The following is a 13,049-nucleotide window of genomic DNA, read 5'->3' on the forward strand; positions in this document are numbered from 1 at the left end:
ACTGAGGTGGATGAGGAACGATGCTGGCTTCGATCCGTCACCGTACGTTGAAGTGTCGGTCCGCCGAAGGTAATCACGATGGAACAACCAGACAGCGCCGCAGACGAGTCGATCGAGCCGGGAGAACCAGTGTTCGACGACCGGGGCGAGATCCTGGGCTACGTCAGTGGCTACACCGATGCCGGGTTCGAGGTCGAACCGGTCTCGGACGAGGGTCCTAACGACGGCAGCTCCACCGGCGACGGCTCGGAGGAACTGCCCGGCCAGACGTTCGGCGAGGGGTACCTGATGTGGGAGTGTTCGGAGTGTGGCGAGATGGGCGAGCTCGACGACGGGATGCCGGAGGTCTGCCCGAACTGTGGCGCGCCGCGGGAAGCCATCGCGGAGGCCCGCGAGGACTGATCCCGCCCGGTCCCTGACGTCGCCCGTTCGCCTGCCGCTACCGCACGACAGTCACGGGCACCGGCGACTGGCGGACGATCGTCTCTGCGACGTTCCCGACGATGAACCGGTCGGCGAGCGACCCGCTGTGCCCACCGACGACGATGGCGTCGTAGTCGGCCGCGGCGTTGAGGATCGCCCGCGCTGGATGGCCCATCGTCACTTCTGTGTCGATCGTCGTACCTGCCTCCTCGGCGATCTCGCGAGCGCGGCCGAGCACCTCCTCCGCGTACTCCCGGCTCGCTTGCTCGGGATCGTCGGCGAGTGCGAGCGCCGTCGCCCGGCCCATCATCGAAGAGGGCTCTCCGACGACGTGGATCACCGTTATCGTTGCGTCGGGGTGGGCGTCGAGTGCGTACTGGAGCGCGTGCTCTGCCATCTCGGAATCGTCCATCGGCACGAGAATTTCGGCGGCCATGGGGATCCTACGGCGACCTGTCGAATAAACGCAGTGCCCGGTCAGTCAGACGACGAAATCCACGCTCACGAAGAAGCCGTAGGACAGCGCCAGCGCCATCGAAGGGCCGATGATCCACATCGAGACGTACTTCAGGATCGCACGTGGGTTGAACAGGTTCCCCGCCTCCAGCACCTCCGGGGATTCCGCGCTGCCGATCTTCCCGACGGGTGCGTCGGCGTCCGCGGTGATCGCGCCGGTCGAAATCTCCGTATCGACGTCGCCCGTGACCACGTCCCGCGCGGCGATCGGCCGGGTCGCTCGCCCCCATCCGAGCCCGACGATCGTCATCACCATGGCCATGACGAGACTGATCGGGATGCCGAGGTAGGAGAGCGCGGTCGTGATCGTCGCTGCGGTGGACATGACGATCAACGCCGCGAGCAACGGAATGTCGCTCAGCTCCGTCCCGACGGACTCCATCGTCCGGCGGGCGATCGTGAACCCGCCCGCGCTGATCGCGACCGTCGCGAGCAGAATGCCGGAGTTCTCGCCGACGGCGCCGCTGCTGACCAGCGGTGCGACTGCGTTCGGCACGTTGCTCGCCCCGGCGCTGAAGGCCATGTAACAGCCGATGAGGAGAACGATCCCGGCGGTCACGAGCTCGCGTCGGGTCGTGTTCGGGCCGTACGTCGGCGTCGGCACGACGCCGCTCCGATCGATCGCGAGCAACGGGCCCTCGGAGCTCTCGATCTCGAACCGGCGGTTCAGCCCCGGGTAGACGTAGCGCCCGATCACCGCGCCGACCCAGAAGCCGATGACTGGCGTCACGATCCACCAGGCGACGATGTAGCCGATCGTGTCGAAGTTGAGTGTGCCGCTCGCCAGGCCGAGACCGGCGATCGATCCGACGGTCGTCATCGAGGTCGGCACCGGGACGCCGAAGACGTTCGCGACGAGGATTCCGAGGCCGATGAAGAAGAGGACTGCTGCTCCCGCCTCGAGCGAAATCGTGGTGGCGACGATGTCCCCGGAGAGCGTGTCCATCACGTTTCGGCCGACCGTCCAGCCGCCGAGGAAGACGAAGCAGGTCATCAGCCCCGCTGCTGCCGTCTTCGAGATGACGCCCGCGCCGACTGCGGGCCCCCACGCGATCCCCGTCGACGATCCTCCGATGTTGAACCCGACGAACAGCGATGCCGCGATTCCAGCGAGGAGAATCGCAGTGACGTCCATGGCCCGGAACTCCCCGCCCGGACTATTCAGCGTACCGAATGAGGAACAGCGCGTGCGGCTGTCAGTCCCGTCCGTGACCGGCTGCGCTCGGCCACAGAGCTATCCGACTCGAGAGCGTATTTCCTCGAATGGCAGACGACAAGAGCGGCCGCGACGAGCAGGCACAGAACGTCGACAGGCGCCAGCGAGAGCGCGACATGGCGGCTGCGGTGGAGCGCGGCGACGAACCCGAGCCGCCGATCGAGTCGACGGAACTCGCCGATTTCGAGACTGAGCTCGAAGCGCTCTCCTTCCCCGCGACGGGCACCGAGGTGGTCGCCGCGATCGGCGACCGTGCGATCGAATCGGCCGAGAGAAGCTTCACGGTCGCGGAACTGGTCCCGGAGACGGACGCGGAGACGTTCGACGCTCCAGATGCCGTCCGCGTCCAGATACGGCGGCCGACGGTGGCCGCGGCCATGACACGGGTCGTGGAAGCCAGTGAAACGCTTCCGAACGCCGAGTTCAGCTGGTCCCAGCGCACGGCCTACGAGACGACCTTCCGGGAACTCGAAGCGATCGATCCGGACGACGAGGACGAGGGGATCCGGGTCGTCACCGACTGGATCGTCGAACGAATTCACGAGAAGGAGTGGCTTCCGAGCTCCCGAGATGTCCGCCGGCGGGCGGCGAAATTCTGTCGGACGAACGGCTACCAGGTGCGAACCGACGAGTGGCTCGGGGTCTGATTGGACGATCTCGGGCGATCTGGTGCCCACGCAAACTGTAATCTGGAACACTGCCGGCCGACTGTGTCAACCGACCGGTGGAAGGAATACGGGGAAGCATTCGACGACTGCCAGCTTCCGAGCCGCCAGGAAACTATTTCCCATCGGGTCAGTTTGGTTTCAGTATGCGATTCACCCGCCGCGAAGCCATCGCATTCGGGGGCAGCGGGCTCGCCACCGCGCTTGCAGGCTGCCAGGAATCGTCCTCGGGGGAGAGCTCTCCGTTGCATCTGAAGATCGTCAACCATACGCCCGATCCACAGGAGATCGAAGTCGAGGTCGTCGATCCCAGCGAGGACGATGCGTCCGAAGCCCTCGTGTATAGTACGACGGATGCCGCCCGGCGCGTCGTCGAAATCGCTGCCGGGACTGAGGGGGATGAGGACAGCTTCACAGCCCGAACATTCGAGGATATCGCCGAACTTCGCAGCTACACCGTCTATGCCCGGCTTCCCCAGAGTGGCCCCGATCGGTGGCGGCATTTCCATTACGTCCCTCCGGAAGACCGGGAGTACTACCAGATCTTCATTCGAATTTACCAGAGAGACGACAGTCAGGGTAGCTACGTTCAATTCGATAATCTCTGAGGGAGCACTCTCCCTCGTGCCTCGGGAGACCCCACGGAATCGCGCCTTCCGACGTCGAACGGTCCGTTGCAATCTGTACACGGTTCTGCTTTCCTATTCGTACTCTGATGGGTATGGTCAAATGTCCGCCCGGACCACTACCGGGCGAGAATCCACTAGCGTGGACGGTGTGAACTGAACCGTCTACGAAGCTGGTGAGGCCGTGCCGATTCCAGGCCACCATCTTCGCGGCCGTCCGCGTCACCGGAGCTGGCCCGACGATTCGTTCTATCTTCCCGGATCGGAACCCAACACCATTTATCTCGGAAACAGATACCCGAGGACATGGTCGCGGATGGCGCCCACATCTTGCTGAGTATGGCGCTGGTGTTTCTGCTTCTTCAGAAACGTGAGCCCGAGCCGTACTTCGTTGCCGTCCTCGCGGCGTCGATCCCGGATATCGACAAATTCGTCTTTACTCCGCTTATCGAACTGGGATACGTCGACGGCCCCATCTGGTTCCACCGGGGTGTGACACACTCGATTTTCTTCGCCGTGCTGCTGGTCACAGTCTTTGCGTACTTCGGCCCCTGGCGAGCTGCGGTCATCGGCGTCGCTTCACACCTCTGTCTCGATTTCCTGACTGGCGGCGTTCGGCTGTTGATACCGTTCGACACCGGCCTGTACGGGCTGAACCTCAGCTGGAAATTGGCGAACGTCGTGGCGATGGTCGTCGCAGTTACGATTTTGTTTGCCGGGCTCGCCCAACGAAAGTACGGATTCCAGATTCGATCACTACAGGCGAGAGCGAGGCGTTACCTGCGAAATCTACTTTGATAGCCGCCCAGCTGGACAGCGAGCCCTACGTCTCACAGCGCGTATTGATATACGCCCGGAACACTACCGGTCGAGAATCTACTCGTAAACTCTGTAGAGGTATCGAACTCGAGCATTCGGCGACCGAGTGGTCCGACGGACCCGGTAGGTCGCCATTTCACTCGCGCGAACGAACGTGAGCGCGAGGCCGACGAGCGACCAACGGGAGCGAGGAGTGCTTTTGGTCGAGATTTTGCAAGCGAGCGTAGCGAGCGCTGCAAAAGGTCGAAATGTACGCCCGGAACACTACCGGACGAGAATCTACTAGTTGGCCTGGCGAAAGTGAAAACGCCATGGTGCGAGGGGATCTGCTGAACATCACCATTAGATGACACGAAGGGTGTGCTGAATATAGAGGATCAACTCAGCACAGCGGTCTTGATAGCAAAGACGCTACCCTCTCCTGCGCATGACACCTGTAGATGAGCGGTGCCTCTGACCACGATTGGTGCCGATGGACAGACGAGGTGTTATCTTAGCCGAGGAGTAAAAACAACGCATAGGATCCCACGAGCGACATCATCGGCGTGATCACCCAGAGTGTCACGACACGAGCTGCCGCTGCATGGTGGAACAGGCCTTCGGCGGACAGTTCTTCCGGATCTACCTCGCCAACGCTAGACACACCATCCCTGGATGCGTGCTGCCTATCCGGGTGTGGAGTCTCGCCTTCAGCGAGTTCGCCCACAGTCGGGCCCGCAGCGACCTCCTTCTTGCCTTCAACTGGGTGCAGTTTGAGTGCCCCAGTCGTAAACTGTGGAGCGGATGCATCGGCAGGGGACCGTGTGACTATTTCTGCGAGTGTCCGCGCTCGGCTTGCACGGCCCCACCCGAGCCCAATGATACAACTGGTTGTACTCACGGCGAGACTGGCCGGAATTCCGAGCCACGAGAGGATGGTGATAATCGTCGCACCCACGGTCGAAACAATGAGCGCTGCCAGAATCGGCATCTGAGTAATATCGCTCCCAACTGTCGCCAGCGTCCGCCGGGCAATCGTGAAGCCGCCCACGCTGATGGCCCCGACTGCGAGGAGAATCGCCGGGCTGGGGTCGAGGGAACCGTTGCCGACAAGCGGGGCGACTGCGTTCGCCGCGTTCGAGGCCCCGGCACTGAACGCCATATAGCAGGCAATTACCACCACAAGTGCCGACCCAATCAGATCCCGAGGCGAGACGGTATCGTTGACCGATAGCCGTGGGAGCCGCCCCTGAGTATCGACTGCGACCAACGGGTTCGTGAGGCGACCAAATTCGAATTTGGCGTCGAGGTGCGGGTACAGATATCTGCCGATAAGCGCACCTGCGAAGACGGCGATCAGTGGGGCGACGATCCATGCCGACAGGATGGTAAACATCAGCGCAGTGTTGAGCGTCCCCGTTGCCAATCCGAGTCCGACGATTGCTGCGACGGCTGTCATCGAGGTTGACGCCGGGACACCATAGAGGTTCGAGATCAGGAGTGCGAGCCCGGTAAAAAAGAGGACGCCAACGCTCGCTTGAGGTGTAAAGGCTGCTGCATCGACGATTTCGGTACTCATCGTCGTAATGACCTTCCGCCCAATCGTCCACGCTCCGAGGAACGCGAACACGGTAAACAGGGCTCCAGCGGTGACTTTTCTGACGGCCCGGCTACCGACCGCCGGACCAAAGGCAACACCGGTTGATGACCCGCCGATATTGTACCCGACGAACACCGCCACCACCAATCCCACGAGAATTAGTAATTCTGCCACGGGTGTGTGCTTAGTTCGCACGCGAAAAAATAGTGCCGTTTCGCTGCTGAACTATTATCTTCGGCCGATAAACGGAGTAACACGGAGATCTAGTACTTCTAAACGAAAGTCCAAAAAGTCCCTGTTGATTCATCTCCCACGGATTGCCCAAAGATCAGTGATCGATATGCGCCCTGTATTCAGCACGGTCATCCAAAGCTGACAGATGTCAATACTCCCGCAGACCTCGTTCCAGGCTCGTCAGCATCGACTGTTTCCAAAAATTCGCTAGGAAGAGCGGTTACTACGAAAGGACGGATCTTAACAATATACCATATCTGAAGCTATGGATATTATTTATAGATATTTCTAGTAGCATACTCAAAATGTACGCCCGGAACACTAACGATCGGCGTCATCCCAGGCGGCGTGCCGCGGTCGGCCGACTAACCCTCGTGCCGGGCGGGGACGTCTGATCGCGCCCCGTCGGTGTCGCGTACCGGGGTTCTCCGCCAGTCATCGCGGCCTGGTGGCGTCTCGGGCGGGGACTACGGTACGCGCTCGACCGTAGACGGAGCAGACGCTAAGGCGTTGTGACTGCGGGCCGACGCGGCCACGCCACGACGCGACGATCATCCGGCAGCATCCTTGATCTCGACGACACCGGCCTTTGCCAGCACGGCGAGGACGAACGCTGCGACGGCGAGGAAGAATCCGCCGAGCAACAGCGGCGCGCCCAACAGGATCGCGGTGTCCGTCGAGACGACGAGCCGCGAGAGTCCGCTGACCGCGAAGCCCGCAGCGGCCACCACGAACGCACCGATCCCCAGCTGGACGAAGCGACGACGATGCACGGACGGATCGACGGACGCACCCACCATAAGCGGGGTGCTCCAGTGGCCGAGACCGAAGTCGTATTGGGGACTGCGCGGCTAGGCAGCGGCGATGACCCTCCCGGATCGGGACGACGTGTCCCGCCGAACGTTCCTCAGGGCCGCCGTCGCCGTCGGCGGGGCGGCCGGGCTCTCGGCCTGCCTCGGCGAGTCCGGCGACGGCGGTTCCGAGGTGATCGACGCGCCGACCGGTGGCGATCTCGACGCTCGGCCTGGCCGTCAGTACGGCTGGAACGACGTCCTCGGACGCGATCAGGACGGCAACGTCAGCCCGCCCTCCCACCACGTGTTGACGGACCTCTCGCTGGTGGCCGACGGTACGCCCGGCGAGTCCGACCGCGAGGCCGTCGAAGATGCGTTTCGCGAGCTCGAGCGCGCGATCGCGTGGCAGCCCGAGGGCCTGGTGTTCACCGTCGGCTACACGCCGGCGTACTTCGACCGCTTCGAGGAGCCGCTCCCGGCGGACGTGGATCTCCCCGAGCCAGGCGCGGTCACCTACCTCGAGAACCCCGAACTGCTCGACGTCGACACCCACGACGTGACCGTCCACCTCGCGAGCGACGACCCGGCGGTCGTGCTCGCCGCGGAGGAGGCGCTGCTCGGGAACCGCGAGACGCTGAACGGCCACGAGCTGGCGTCGTCGCTCGACGGACTTCTGGAGCGTCCGGGGGAGACCGGCGACCGCCGGACCGGCTTCGTCGGCCCGGGTCTCCCCGCACAGAGGCAGGAATCCGGCGACGTCGAGAACATGCCCGAGCACGACATCGACGAGGGAGCGCCGTTCTGGATGGGCTACCGATCGGGGTTCCAGGAGAGCCAGGCGACCGAGGACTACGTCGCGATCGAGGACGGTCCCTTCGCCGGCGGCACGACCCAGCACGTCGAGACGTTGCGACTCACGATCGACACGTGGTTCGACCAGGACAGCCACCACGAGCGGGTGAGCAAACTCTTCAGCCACGTCCACGCCGACGAGGAACGCGTGGGCACGTTCGGCGAGAAGCTCGGCACCTCGACCGGTATCATGGACGTCGTCGACGAGACGGCCGAGGACGCGCGGGACCCCGGCGTCGTGGGCCACGCACAGAAGGCGGCGCGGGAGCGCGAGGACGGCACCCCACCGTTGCTTCGCCGGGACTTCAACACGAAAGTCGCCGGCGACCTCCCGGGCGTGCACTTCCTGTCGCTCCAGCAGGAGATATCGACGTTCGAGCGCGTTCGGCGGGCGATGGCCGGCGAGGAGCTCGCCGAGGACGGCGCGGTGAGCGTCCGACAGAACAACGGCATCCTGCAGTACCTCTCAGTGCTTCGTCGTGGCAACTACCTCGTCCCGCCGCGCGACCACCGGTCGCTCCCCACGCCGAACCCATGACGGGTGCCGGTTCGCCATCGGACGAAGTCACGGCTCCGGAGCGTCTGACTCGGCCATCCCGACGCACCCTGCTCACGTCGCTGGCTGGCGCTGGCACCGTCGGTATCGCCGGTCTCGCGGGCTGTACTGACTTGCTGGGGAGTGACGACGATGGCGGAACTGCCGACTCGCTTCCGACGGTCGAGAATCCGCCGGGCGTCGTCTACGTGCCGAGCCACCGCGAGGGCGTCGAGCCCCTCGGCACGGTCACCGATGGCCCCTACGAGTTCTCTGCGATGGTGTCCTACGCCCATCCCTTCTGGCTCGTGACTGGCGACGAGATCCAACCCGTCGAGGTCGGTGCGGACGCGGACGTTCACCTGATGGTCGCCGTGCGCGACGCGGAGACGAAACGGGCGATTCCGGCCGGCGGCAGCCTCCGGACGGTCGTCGAATCCGACGGCACGGTCGTCGCCGATCGTCACCCCTGGGAGATGCTCTCCCAGCAGATGGGGCTCCACGCCGGCGACAACGTGGAGCTCGAGGGCGACGGCAGCTACGACGTGACGGTCTCGATGCCAGCACCGACCCACCGACTGACCGGGATCTTCGCTGGCCGCTTCGAGGGCTCCGGCACCGCGACGTTCTCCTTCGAGTACGACCAAACGTTGCGCGACGCCCTCGTCGATCGGATCAGCTACGTCGACGAGGACGAGCGTGGCGTCCCCGGGGCAATCGAGCCGATGGGATCCGCAGGCGGGCTGCCGGATCCCGGAGAGCTTCCGGGCACGCTCCAGGGCGACCGGTCCGACGGCGACGCGTACCGTCCGCCGCGGAGCGACGACGCCGACGTCCCGATCTCCGTCGTCGAGGACTTCCTCGGCGACGGCGAACCCTATCTCCTCGTCTCGCCGCGGACGCCGTACAACCGATTCCCGCTCCCGGCGATGGCACCGACCACGTCCGTCAGTCGCGACGGCGTCGTCGTCGAGAGGGATCTCGAACTGTCATCGACGCTCGACGACGCGGTCGGCTTCCACTACGGCGCGTCGATCGCGACACTCCAGCCCGGCGACGATCTCACGATCGAGCTGGGGACTCGCCCCGGCGCTGCCCGCCACCAGGGATACGAGACTGCATTCCTCGAGATGGAGTCGATCGAGGTGACTCTCGGGGAGTGGTGAGCGTGTTCGATCAGTGCCGATCGCGAGCGACGCATGTTCTCGCTCTCGTGGTCGTCGTCGCAGTCCTCGGCACGGGCATCGCAGCGGTGCCAGCCCTGGCCGGCGACGCTGTCGCCCAGTTCGAGTTTGGCCAGTCCGAGCAGTCGGTCGAACCTGGAGAGACGGTGACCGTCGACGTGCGTCTCAGTAGCGACGGTGGGTACGCCGACGAGGGTATCGACGCCTACGAGTTCGTCGTCGCAGTCCCGCCCGAGGTAGGCGAGCCGACGACGGACGTCGAGGCCGGCCCCTGGCTCGCTCGGGGCGCGGGTTCCGTCGACCAGACCGTCGAACGGGTCGGCGACGGAGCGGTCCGCGTTCGGCACGAGCGAACGGGTGCCGAGAACGGCGTCACCGGCACCGGCGTCGCCGCGACTGTGACGATCGAGATCCGCGACGACGCGCCCGTCTCGGACGCGGTCGTCGTCGTGGCCGACACGAGCGCGAATCTCCACGGGAGCGACTACCGGATGCAGAGCTTCGGCGACGAGGCGACGATCGTGGTCGGCGGTGGCGGCGAGGCGCTCGAGCCGGCCTACGAACCGGGGACTGCGGGAGACGATCCCGTCGGCGTCGTGACCGCCGAGGAAGCGAACCGGAGCGTGGACGGTGGGAACGACGGTAGTGGGGCAGACGACGGACCGACGCCCGGATTCGGGATCGGGATCGGCGCTGTCGCGATCGGGCTGCTGCTGGGCAGCGGACTCCTGTCGCGGGCCCTCGCTGCGAGGGACCGCTGATCGGATCGCCGGACGGTTCATTGGCAGCTTGCCACCTCGGGAACCACTAAGGCGCGGGCCGCCGAACCCCGCTCCATGACACTCGACGTCGGAATTCTCGGGTATCGCTTCATGGGAAAGGCCCACTCGAACGCACTCGCCCGACTCCCGATGTTCTTCCCGGACGCGCCGGAGACGAACCGCGACGTGCTCGTTGGCCGAGACGAGGAGGCGCTGGCCGAAGCGGCGGAGCAGTTCGACTTCGACCGCACGGCGACGGACTGGCGGGACGTCGTCGACGAGGTCGACGTCTTCTACAACCTCGGCCCGAACCACGTTCACGCCGAGCCGACGATCGCTGCGCTGGAGGCCGGAACGCCGGTGCTCTGTGAGAAACCGCTCGCGCGAACGCTCCCGGAGGCCGAGGAGATCGCCGCGGCAGCCGAGGACGCCGGCGTGCCCGCCGGTACGGCGTTCAACTACCGCTTCGTCCCGGCGATCCAGTACGCAAAGGGCCTGATCGAGGACGGCGAACTCGGCGAGATCCGTCACGTCCGCGGACGCTACCTCCAGGACTGGCTCGTCGATCCGGACGCTGCGTGGTCCTGGCGCAACGACGAGGAGCTCGCGGGCAGCGGCGCGCTGGGCGACCTCGGCGCGCACACGATCGACCTGCTCCAGTTCCTCGTCGGCGAGCGGGCCGGCCCGATCGAGCGCCTGAGCGGGCACTGCGAGACGTTCGTCGAGGAGCGACCCACGGAGGACGGCGAGGAGGTCCGGCCCGTCACCGTGGACGACGCCTACAGCGCACAGCTCGAGTTCGCCGACGGCGTGATGGGAACCGTGGAGGCGACGCGCGCCGCGACCGGGCGCAAGAACGATCACACGATCGAGATCGAGGGGACCGATGGCGCACTCTCCTTCTCCCTCGAACGCCTCAACGAACTGGAGGTCGTCCAGGGCGACAGCCGCGGGTTCGAGACGGTGCTGGTCACCGACGAGTCCGACCCCTACGTCGACGCCTGGTGGCCGCCTGGCCACGTGCTCGGCTGGGAACACACCTTCGTCCACGAGAACTACGAGTTCCTGTCCGCCGCGGACGATGGGACCGCGGCGGCGCTCGAGGACAGCAACGTCGCGACGATGCAGGACGGGCTCGCCGTACAGCGCGTGCTCGACGCGATCCAGGCCAGCGACGAGCGCGGCGCCTGGGTCGAGGTCGAGTGATCGACGGGCAGGAGCTACTGCCACTCCGACGGACGCGACGGTGTCCTCATCCGCCGATACTCTCCTCCTCGTCCTCGAACAGCGGCATCGGACTGTGCCGGTAGACGACGATCGCAGCGAGGACGGCGCCGTACACGAGGTGTCCGAGTCCGAGCACGATGCTGAACCGCGCAACCGACGTCGCCTGTGGATCCAGATCCAGCGGGAAGGCGCTCTCGAACCCGATCGACACCGGGATCACGAACCCCCAGGTAACCGATCCCAGGAGCGCTCCGTAGACGACGCCGAGGAGGATGGTGTCGGCCTTCCCACGAAAGGCGACTTCGATGGGTTTCGCGGCGAGAAGCAGCAGGAACCCTGCTGCGAACACCACCGAGAGCACGAGGTGAACGATCCAGCCAACGAGCAGCGGGGACGTGCCCGAGATCGACCCGACCGTCGTAATGATGCCGTCGCCGGCCTGGAGGATCGCGCCCATCACGAGCCCCGCGGCGAGCCCGCCGCCGACTGCCGTCGTAGCGAGTGCTGGCCACTCGCGAGTGTGGAAATCCATAGGGAACCAGCCGTGCTAGGGTAGTGGCAGTGTTAAGTGTTCGCGCGGTACACGAGCGGCCAGCCGGACACGAGTCGAGCGTCTTGGTGGCAGTGGTGACAGGCCGCTGCCCCTCGCAGCGGTTCCACGCCGTTTAAGCACTGGCACCGAGGAGTCTCGAGCATGACTGACCGGACGCTCATCGACGCGCTGCGGGCCGCGGACGCCGTCCAGTTCGGGGAGTTCGAGCTCTCACACGGCGGGACCAGCGACTACTACGTCGACAAGTACCGCTTCGAGACGGAGCCGGACTGTCTGGCACAGATCGCGGCGTCCTTCGCCGACCGGCTCGAGGCGATCGGCGAGGGCGACACGAAACTCGCCGGCGTGGCGCTCGGCGCGGTGCCGCTCGTCGCGGTCACCAGCGTCGAGACTAGGACGCCCTACGTCATCGTTCGCAAGCAGCGCAAGGAGTACGGCACCGCGAATCTCGTGGAAGGGGAACTCGAAGCTGGCGAGGAAGTCGTCGTTCTCGAGGACATCGCGACGACCGGACAGAGCGCGGCTGACGCGGTCGAGGGGCTCCGTGAGGCAGGTGCGACCGTGAACCGCGTGCTGGTCGTCGTCGACCGACAGGAGGGCGCCGAGGAGCTGCTCGCCGAGCACGACGTCGAGCTGGAAGCGCTCGTCACTGCCGAGGAGCTGCTCGCCGACGCGGAGTGAGCGTCGACGGCGCGAACTACTCTGCCGTCCCAAACAGTCAATTCCCTCGCCGTCGAACTGTGGATCGATGCGCGTCGCGCAGGGCTACCGTGACCGGGAAGCAGTCGAGGTCGCGATACTCGAGGCGCTCGTCGATCGTCACGAGGAGGGGATGACGATCTTCGAGCTCCGCTCGCACGTCGAGACCGACATCGACTCGATCGAAACGGCGCTCGCGTCGCTCAAGGAAGACGGCCTGATCGTCGTCGAGAACGGGACGGGCCAGCCCGGCAGCACGACGATCAAACCCGCGGATAGCGTGGTGCCGTCAGGCGTGGAGAGCGAGGACGAGTCGTTCACCGAGTGGCTCCGCGACCGACTGCCCTTCTGAGTTCTCGACGGCCA

Annotated in this window: 15 protein-coding genes; 10 read left to right on the forward strand and 5 right to left on the reverse strand. The window is 65.2% G+C overall.

Annotated features, from left to right (window positions below):
* Positions 1-78 precede the first annotated feature (78 nt).
* Positions 79-402, forward strand: a complete 324-nt coding sequence (locus ACZ5KP_RS13650) for a DUF7130 family rubredoxin-like protein (protein WP_460918386.1) — start codon at positions 79-81, stop codon at positions 400-402.
* A 37-nt stretch (positions 403-439) separates the two neighbouring features.
* Here the strand turns inward: ACZ5KP_RS13650 and ACZ5KP_RS13655 are convergent, their stop codons facing one another.
* Both ACZ5KP_RS13655 and ACZ5KP_RS13660 read right to left on the reverse strand, forming a co-directional pair.
* A complete protein-coding gene (locus tag ACZ5KP_RS13655) occupies positions 440-859 on the reverse strand; it encodes a universal stress protein (protein ID WP_460918388.1) in 420 nt (139 codons plus the stop codon).
* Positions 860-904: 45 nt separating this feature from the next.
* Positions 905-2,074, reverse strand: a complete 1,170-nt coding sequence (locus tag ACZ5KP_RS13660) for an inorganic phosphate transporter (protein WP_460918389.1) — start codon at positions 2,072-2,074, stop codon at positions 905-907.
* Positions 2,075-2,202: 128 nt separating this feature from the next.
* Here ACZ5KP_RS13660 and ACZ5KP_RS13665 point away from each other — a divergent pair, with 128 nt between their 5' ends.
* The 3 genes from ACZ5KP_RS13665 (at position 2,203) to ACZ5KP_RS13675 (ending at position 4,244) form a co-directional block, all read left to right on the forward strand.
* A complete protein-coding gene (locus tag ACZ5KP_RS13665) occupies positions 2,203-2,802 on the forward strand; it encodes a DUF5789 family protein (RefSeq protein WP_460918390.1) in 600 nt (199 codons plus the stop codon).
* 164 nt (positions 2,803-2,966) lie between these two features.
* The gene (locus ACZ5KP_RS13670) at positions 2,967-3,428 is read left to right on the forward strand and encodes a hypothetical protein (RefSeq protein ID WP_460918391.1); all 462 of its coding nucleotides are present in this window, start codon (positions 2,967-2,969) and stop codon (positions 3,426-3,428) included.
* Positions 3,429-3,752: 324 nt separating this feature from the next.
* Positions 3,753-4,244 (forward strand): metal-dependent hydrolase, encoded by a 492-nt coding sequence (locus tag ACZ5KP_RS13675; RefSeq protein ID WP_460918392.1) that lies wholly within the window; start codon positions 3,753-3,755, stop codon positions 4,242-4,244.
* 514 nt (positions 4,245-4,758) lie between these two features.
* On the opposite strand, the gene ACZ5KP_RS13680 is transcribed toward ACZ5KP_RS13675, so the two are convergent.
* Positions 4,759-6,018: an inorganic phosphate transporter gene (locus tag ACZ5KP_RS13680; protein ID WP_460918393.1), complete on the reverse strand. Its 1,260-nt coding sequence runs from the start codon at positions 6,016-6,018 to the stop codon at positions 4,759-4,761.
* Between the two features lie 611 nt (positions 6,019-6,629).
* Entirely contained in the window at positions 6,630-6,851 is a 222-nt protein-coding gene (locus ACZ5KP_RS13685; RefSeq protein ID WP_460918394.1) for a hypothetical protein, read from the reverse strand.
* A 91-nt stretch (positions 6,852-6,942) separates the two neighbouring features.
* On the opposite strand from ACZ5KP_RS13685, the gene ACZ5KP_RS13690 reads away from it, so the two are divergent.
* The 4 genes from ACZ5KP_RS13690 to ACZ5KP_RS13705 all read left to right on the forward strand — a co-directional run bounded on the left by ACZ5KP_RS13690 (position 6,943) and on the right by ACZ5KP_RS13705 (position 11,410).
* Positions 6,943-8,262, forward strand: coding sequence for a DUF7405 family protein (locus tag ACZ5KP_RS13690; protein ID WP_460918395.1), 1,320 nt, complete (start codon positions 6,943-6,945; stop codon positions 8,260-8,262).
* Entirely contained in the window at positions 8,259-9,425 is a 1,167-nt protein-coding gene (locus ACZ5KP_RS13695; protein WP_460918396.1) for a DUF7350 domain-containing protein, read from the forward strand. The genes ACZ5KP_RS13690 and ACZ5KP_RS13695 overlap by 4 nt, the downstream gene beginning before the upstream one ends.
* A gap of 47 nt (positions 9,426-9,472) precedes the next feature.
* Entirely contained in the window at positions 9,473-10,204 is a 732-nt protein-coding gene (locus tag ACZ5KP_RS13700; RefSeq protein ID WP_460918397.1) for a hypothetical protein, read from the forward strand.
* A 75-nt stretch (positions 10,205-10,279) separates the two neighbouring features.
* Positions 10,280-11,410 (forward strand): Gfo/Idh/MocA family protein, encoded by a 1,131-nt coding sequence (locus ACZ5KP_RS13705; protein WP_460918399.1) that lies wholly within the window; start codon positions 10,280-10,282, stop codon positions 11,408-11,410.
* Between the two features lie 46 nt (positions 11,411-11,456).
* Here ACZ5KP_RS13705 and ACZ5KP_RS13710 read toward each other — a convergent pair whose 3' ends face one another.
* A complete protein-coding gene (locus ACZ5KP_RS13710) occupies positions 11,457-11,963 on the reverse strand; it encodes a hypothetical protein (protein ID WP_460918400.1) in 507 nt (168 codons plus the stop codon).
* Between the two features lie 162 nt (positions 11,964-12,125).
* On the opposite strand from ACZ5KP_RS13710, the gene pyrE reads away from it, so the two are divergent.
* Both pyrE and ACZ5KP_RS13720 read left to right on the forward strand, forming a co-directional pair.
* Complete coding sequence (gene pyrE, locus ACZ5KP_RS13715) at positions 12,126-12,665, forward strand: orotate phosphoribosyltransferase (protein WP_460918402.1); 540 nt, start codon at positions 12,126-12,128, stop codon at positions 12,663-12,665.
* A 67-nt stretch (positions 12,666-12,732) separates the two neighbouring features.
* Positions 12,733-13,035, forward strand: coding sequence for a DUF6432 family protein (locus ACZ5KP_RS13720; RefSeq protein ID WP_460918403.1), 303 nt, complete (start codon positions 12,733-12,735; stop codon positions 13,033-13,035).
* Positions 13,036-13,049: the final 14 nt, after the last annotated feature.

The organism is Salinarchaeum chitinilyticum, from assembly GCF_055390775.1.

What these genes read in the sequence shown, in the direction of transcription:
- ACZ5KP_RS13720 (WP_460918403.1), top strand. Translation starts at nt 12,733, where the DNA reads ATGCGCGTCGCGCAGGGCTACCGTGACCGGGAAGCAGTCGAGGTCGCG.
- ACZ5KP_RS13660 (WP_460918389.1), bottom strand. Translation starts at nt 2,074, where the DNA reads ATGGACGTCACTGCGATTCTCCTCGCTGGAATCGCGGCATCGCTGTTC.
- ACZ5KP_RS13655 (WP_460918388.1), bottom strand. Translation starts at nt 859, where the DNA reads ATGGCCGCCGAAATTCTCGTGCCGATGGACGATTCCGAGATGGCAGAG.
- ACZ5KP_RS13695 (WP_460918396.1), top strand. Translation starts at nt 8,259, where the DNA reads ATGACGGGTGCCGGTTCGCCATCGGACGAAGTCACGGCTCCGGAGCGT.
- ACZ5KP_RS13665 (WP_460918390.1), top strand. Translation starts at nt 2,203, where the DNA reads ATGGCAGACGACAAGAGCGGCCGCGACGAGCAGGCACAGAACGTCGAC.
- ACZ5KP_RS13670 (WP_460918391.1), top strand. Translation starts at nt 2,967, where the DNA reads ATGCGATTCACCCGCCGCGAAGCCATCGCATTCGGGGGCAGCGGGCTC.
- ACZ5KP_RS13690 (WP_460918395.1), top strand. Translation starts at nt 6,943, where the DNA reads ATGACCCTCCCGGATCGGGACGACGTGTCCCGCCGAACGTTCCTCAGG.
- ACZ5KP_RS13675 (WP_460918392.1), top strand. Translation starts at nt 3,753, where the DNA reads ATGGTCGCGGATGGCGCCCACATCTTGCTGAGTATGGCGCTGGTGTTT.
- ACZ5KP_RS13650 (WP_460918386.1), top strand. Translation starts at nt 79, where the DNA reads ATGGAACAACCAGACAGCGCCGCAGACGAGTCGATCGAGCCGGGAGAA.
- ACZ5KP_RS13705 (WP_460918399.1), top strand. Translation starts at nt 10,280, where the DNA reads ATGACACTCGACGTCGGAATTCTCGGGTATCGCTTCATGGGAAAGGCC.
- ACZ5KP_RS13710 (WP_460918400.1), bottom strand. Translation starts at nt 11,963, where the DNA reads ATGGATTTCCACACTCGCGAGTGGCCAGCACTCGCTACGACGGCAGTC.
- pyrE (WP_460918402.1), top strand. Translation starts at nt 12,126, where the DNA reads ATGACTGACCGGACGCTCATCGACGCGCTGCGGGCCGCGGACGCCGTC.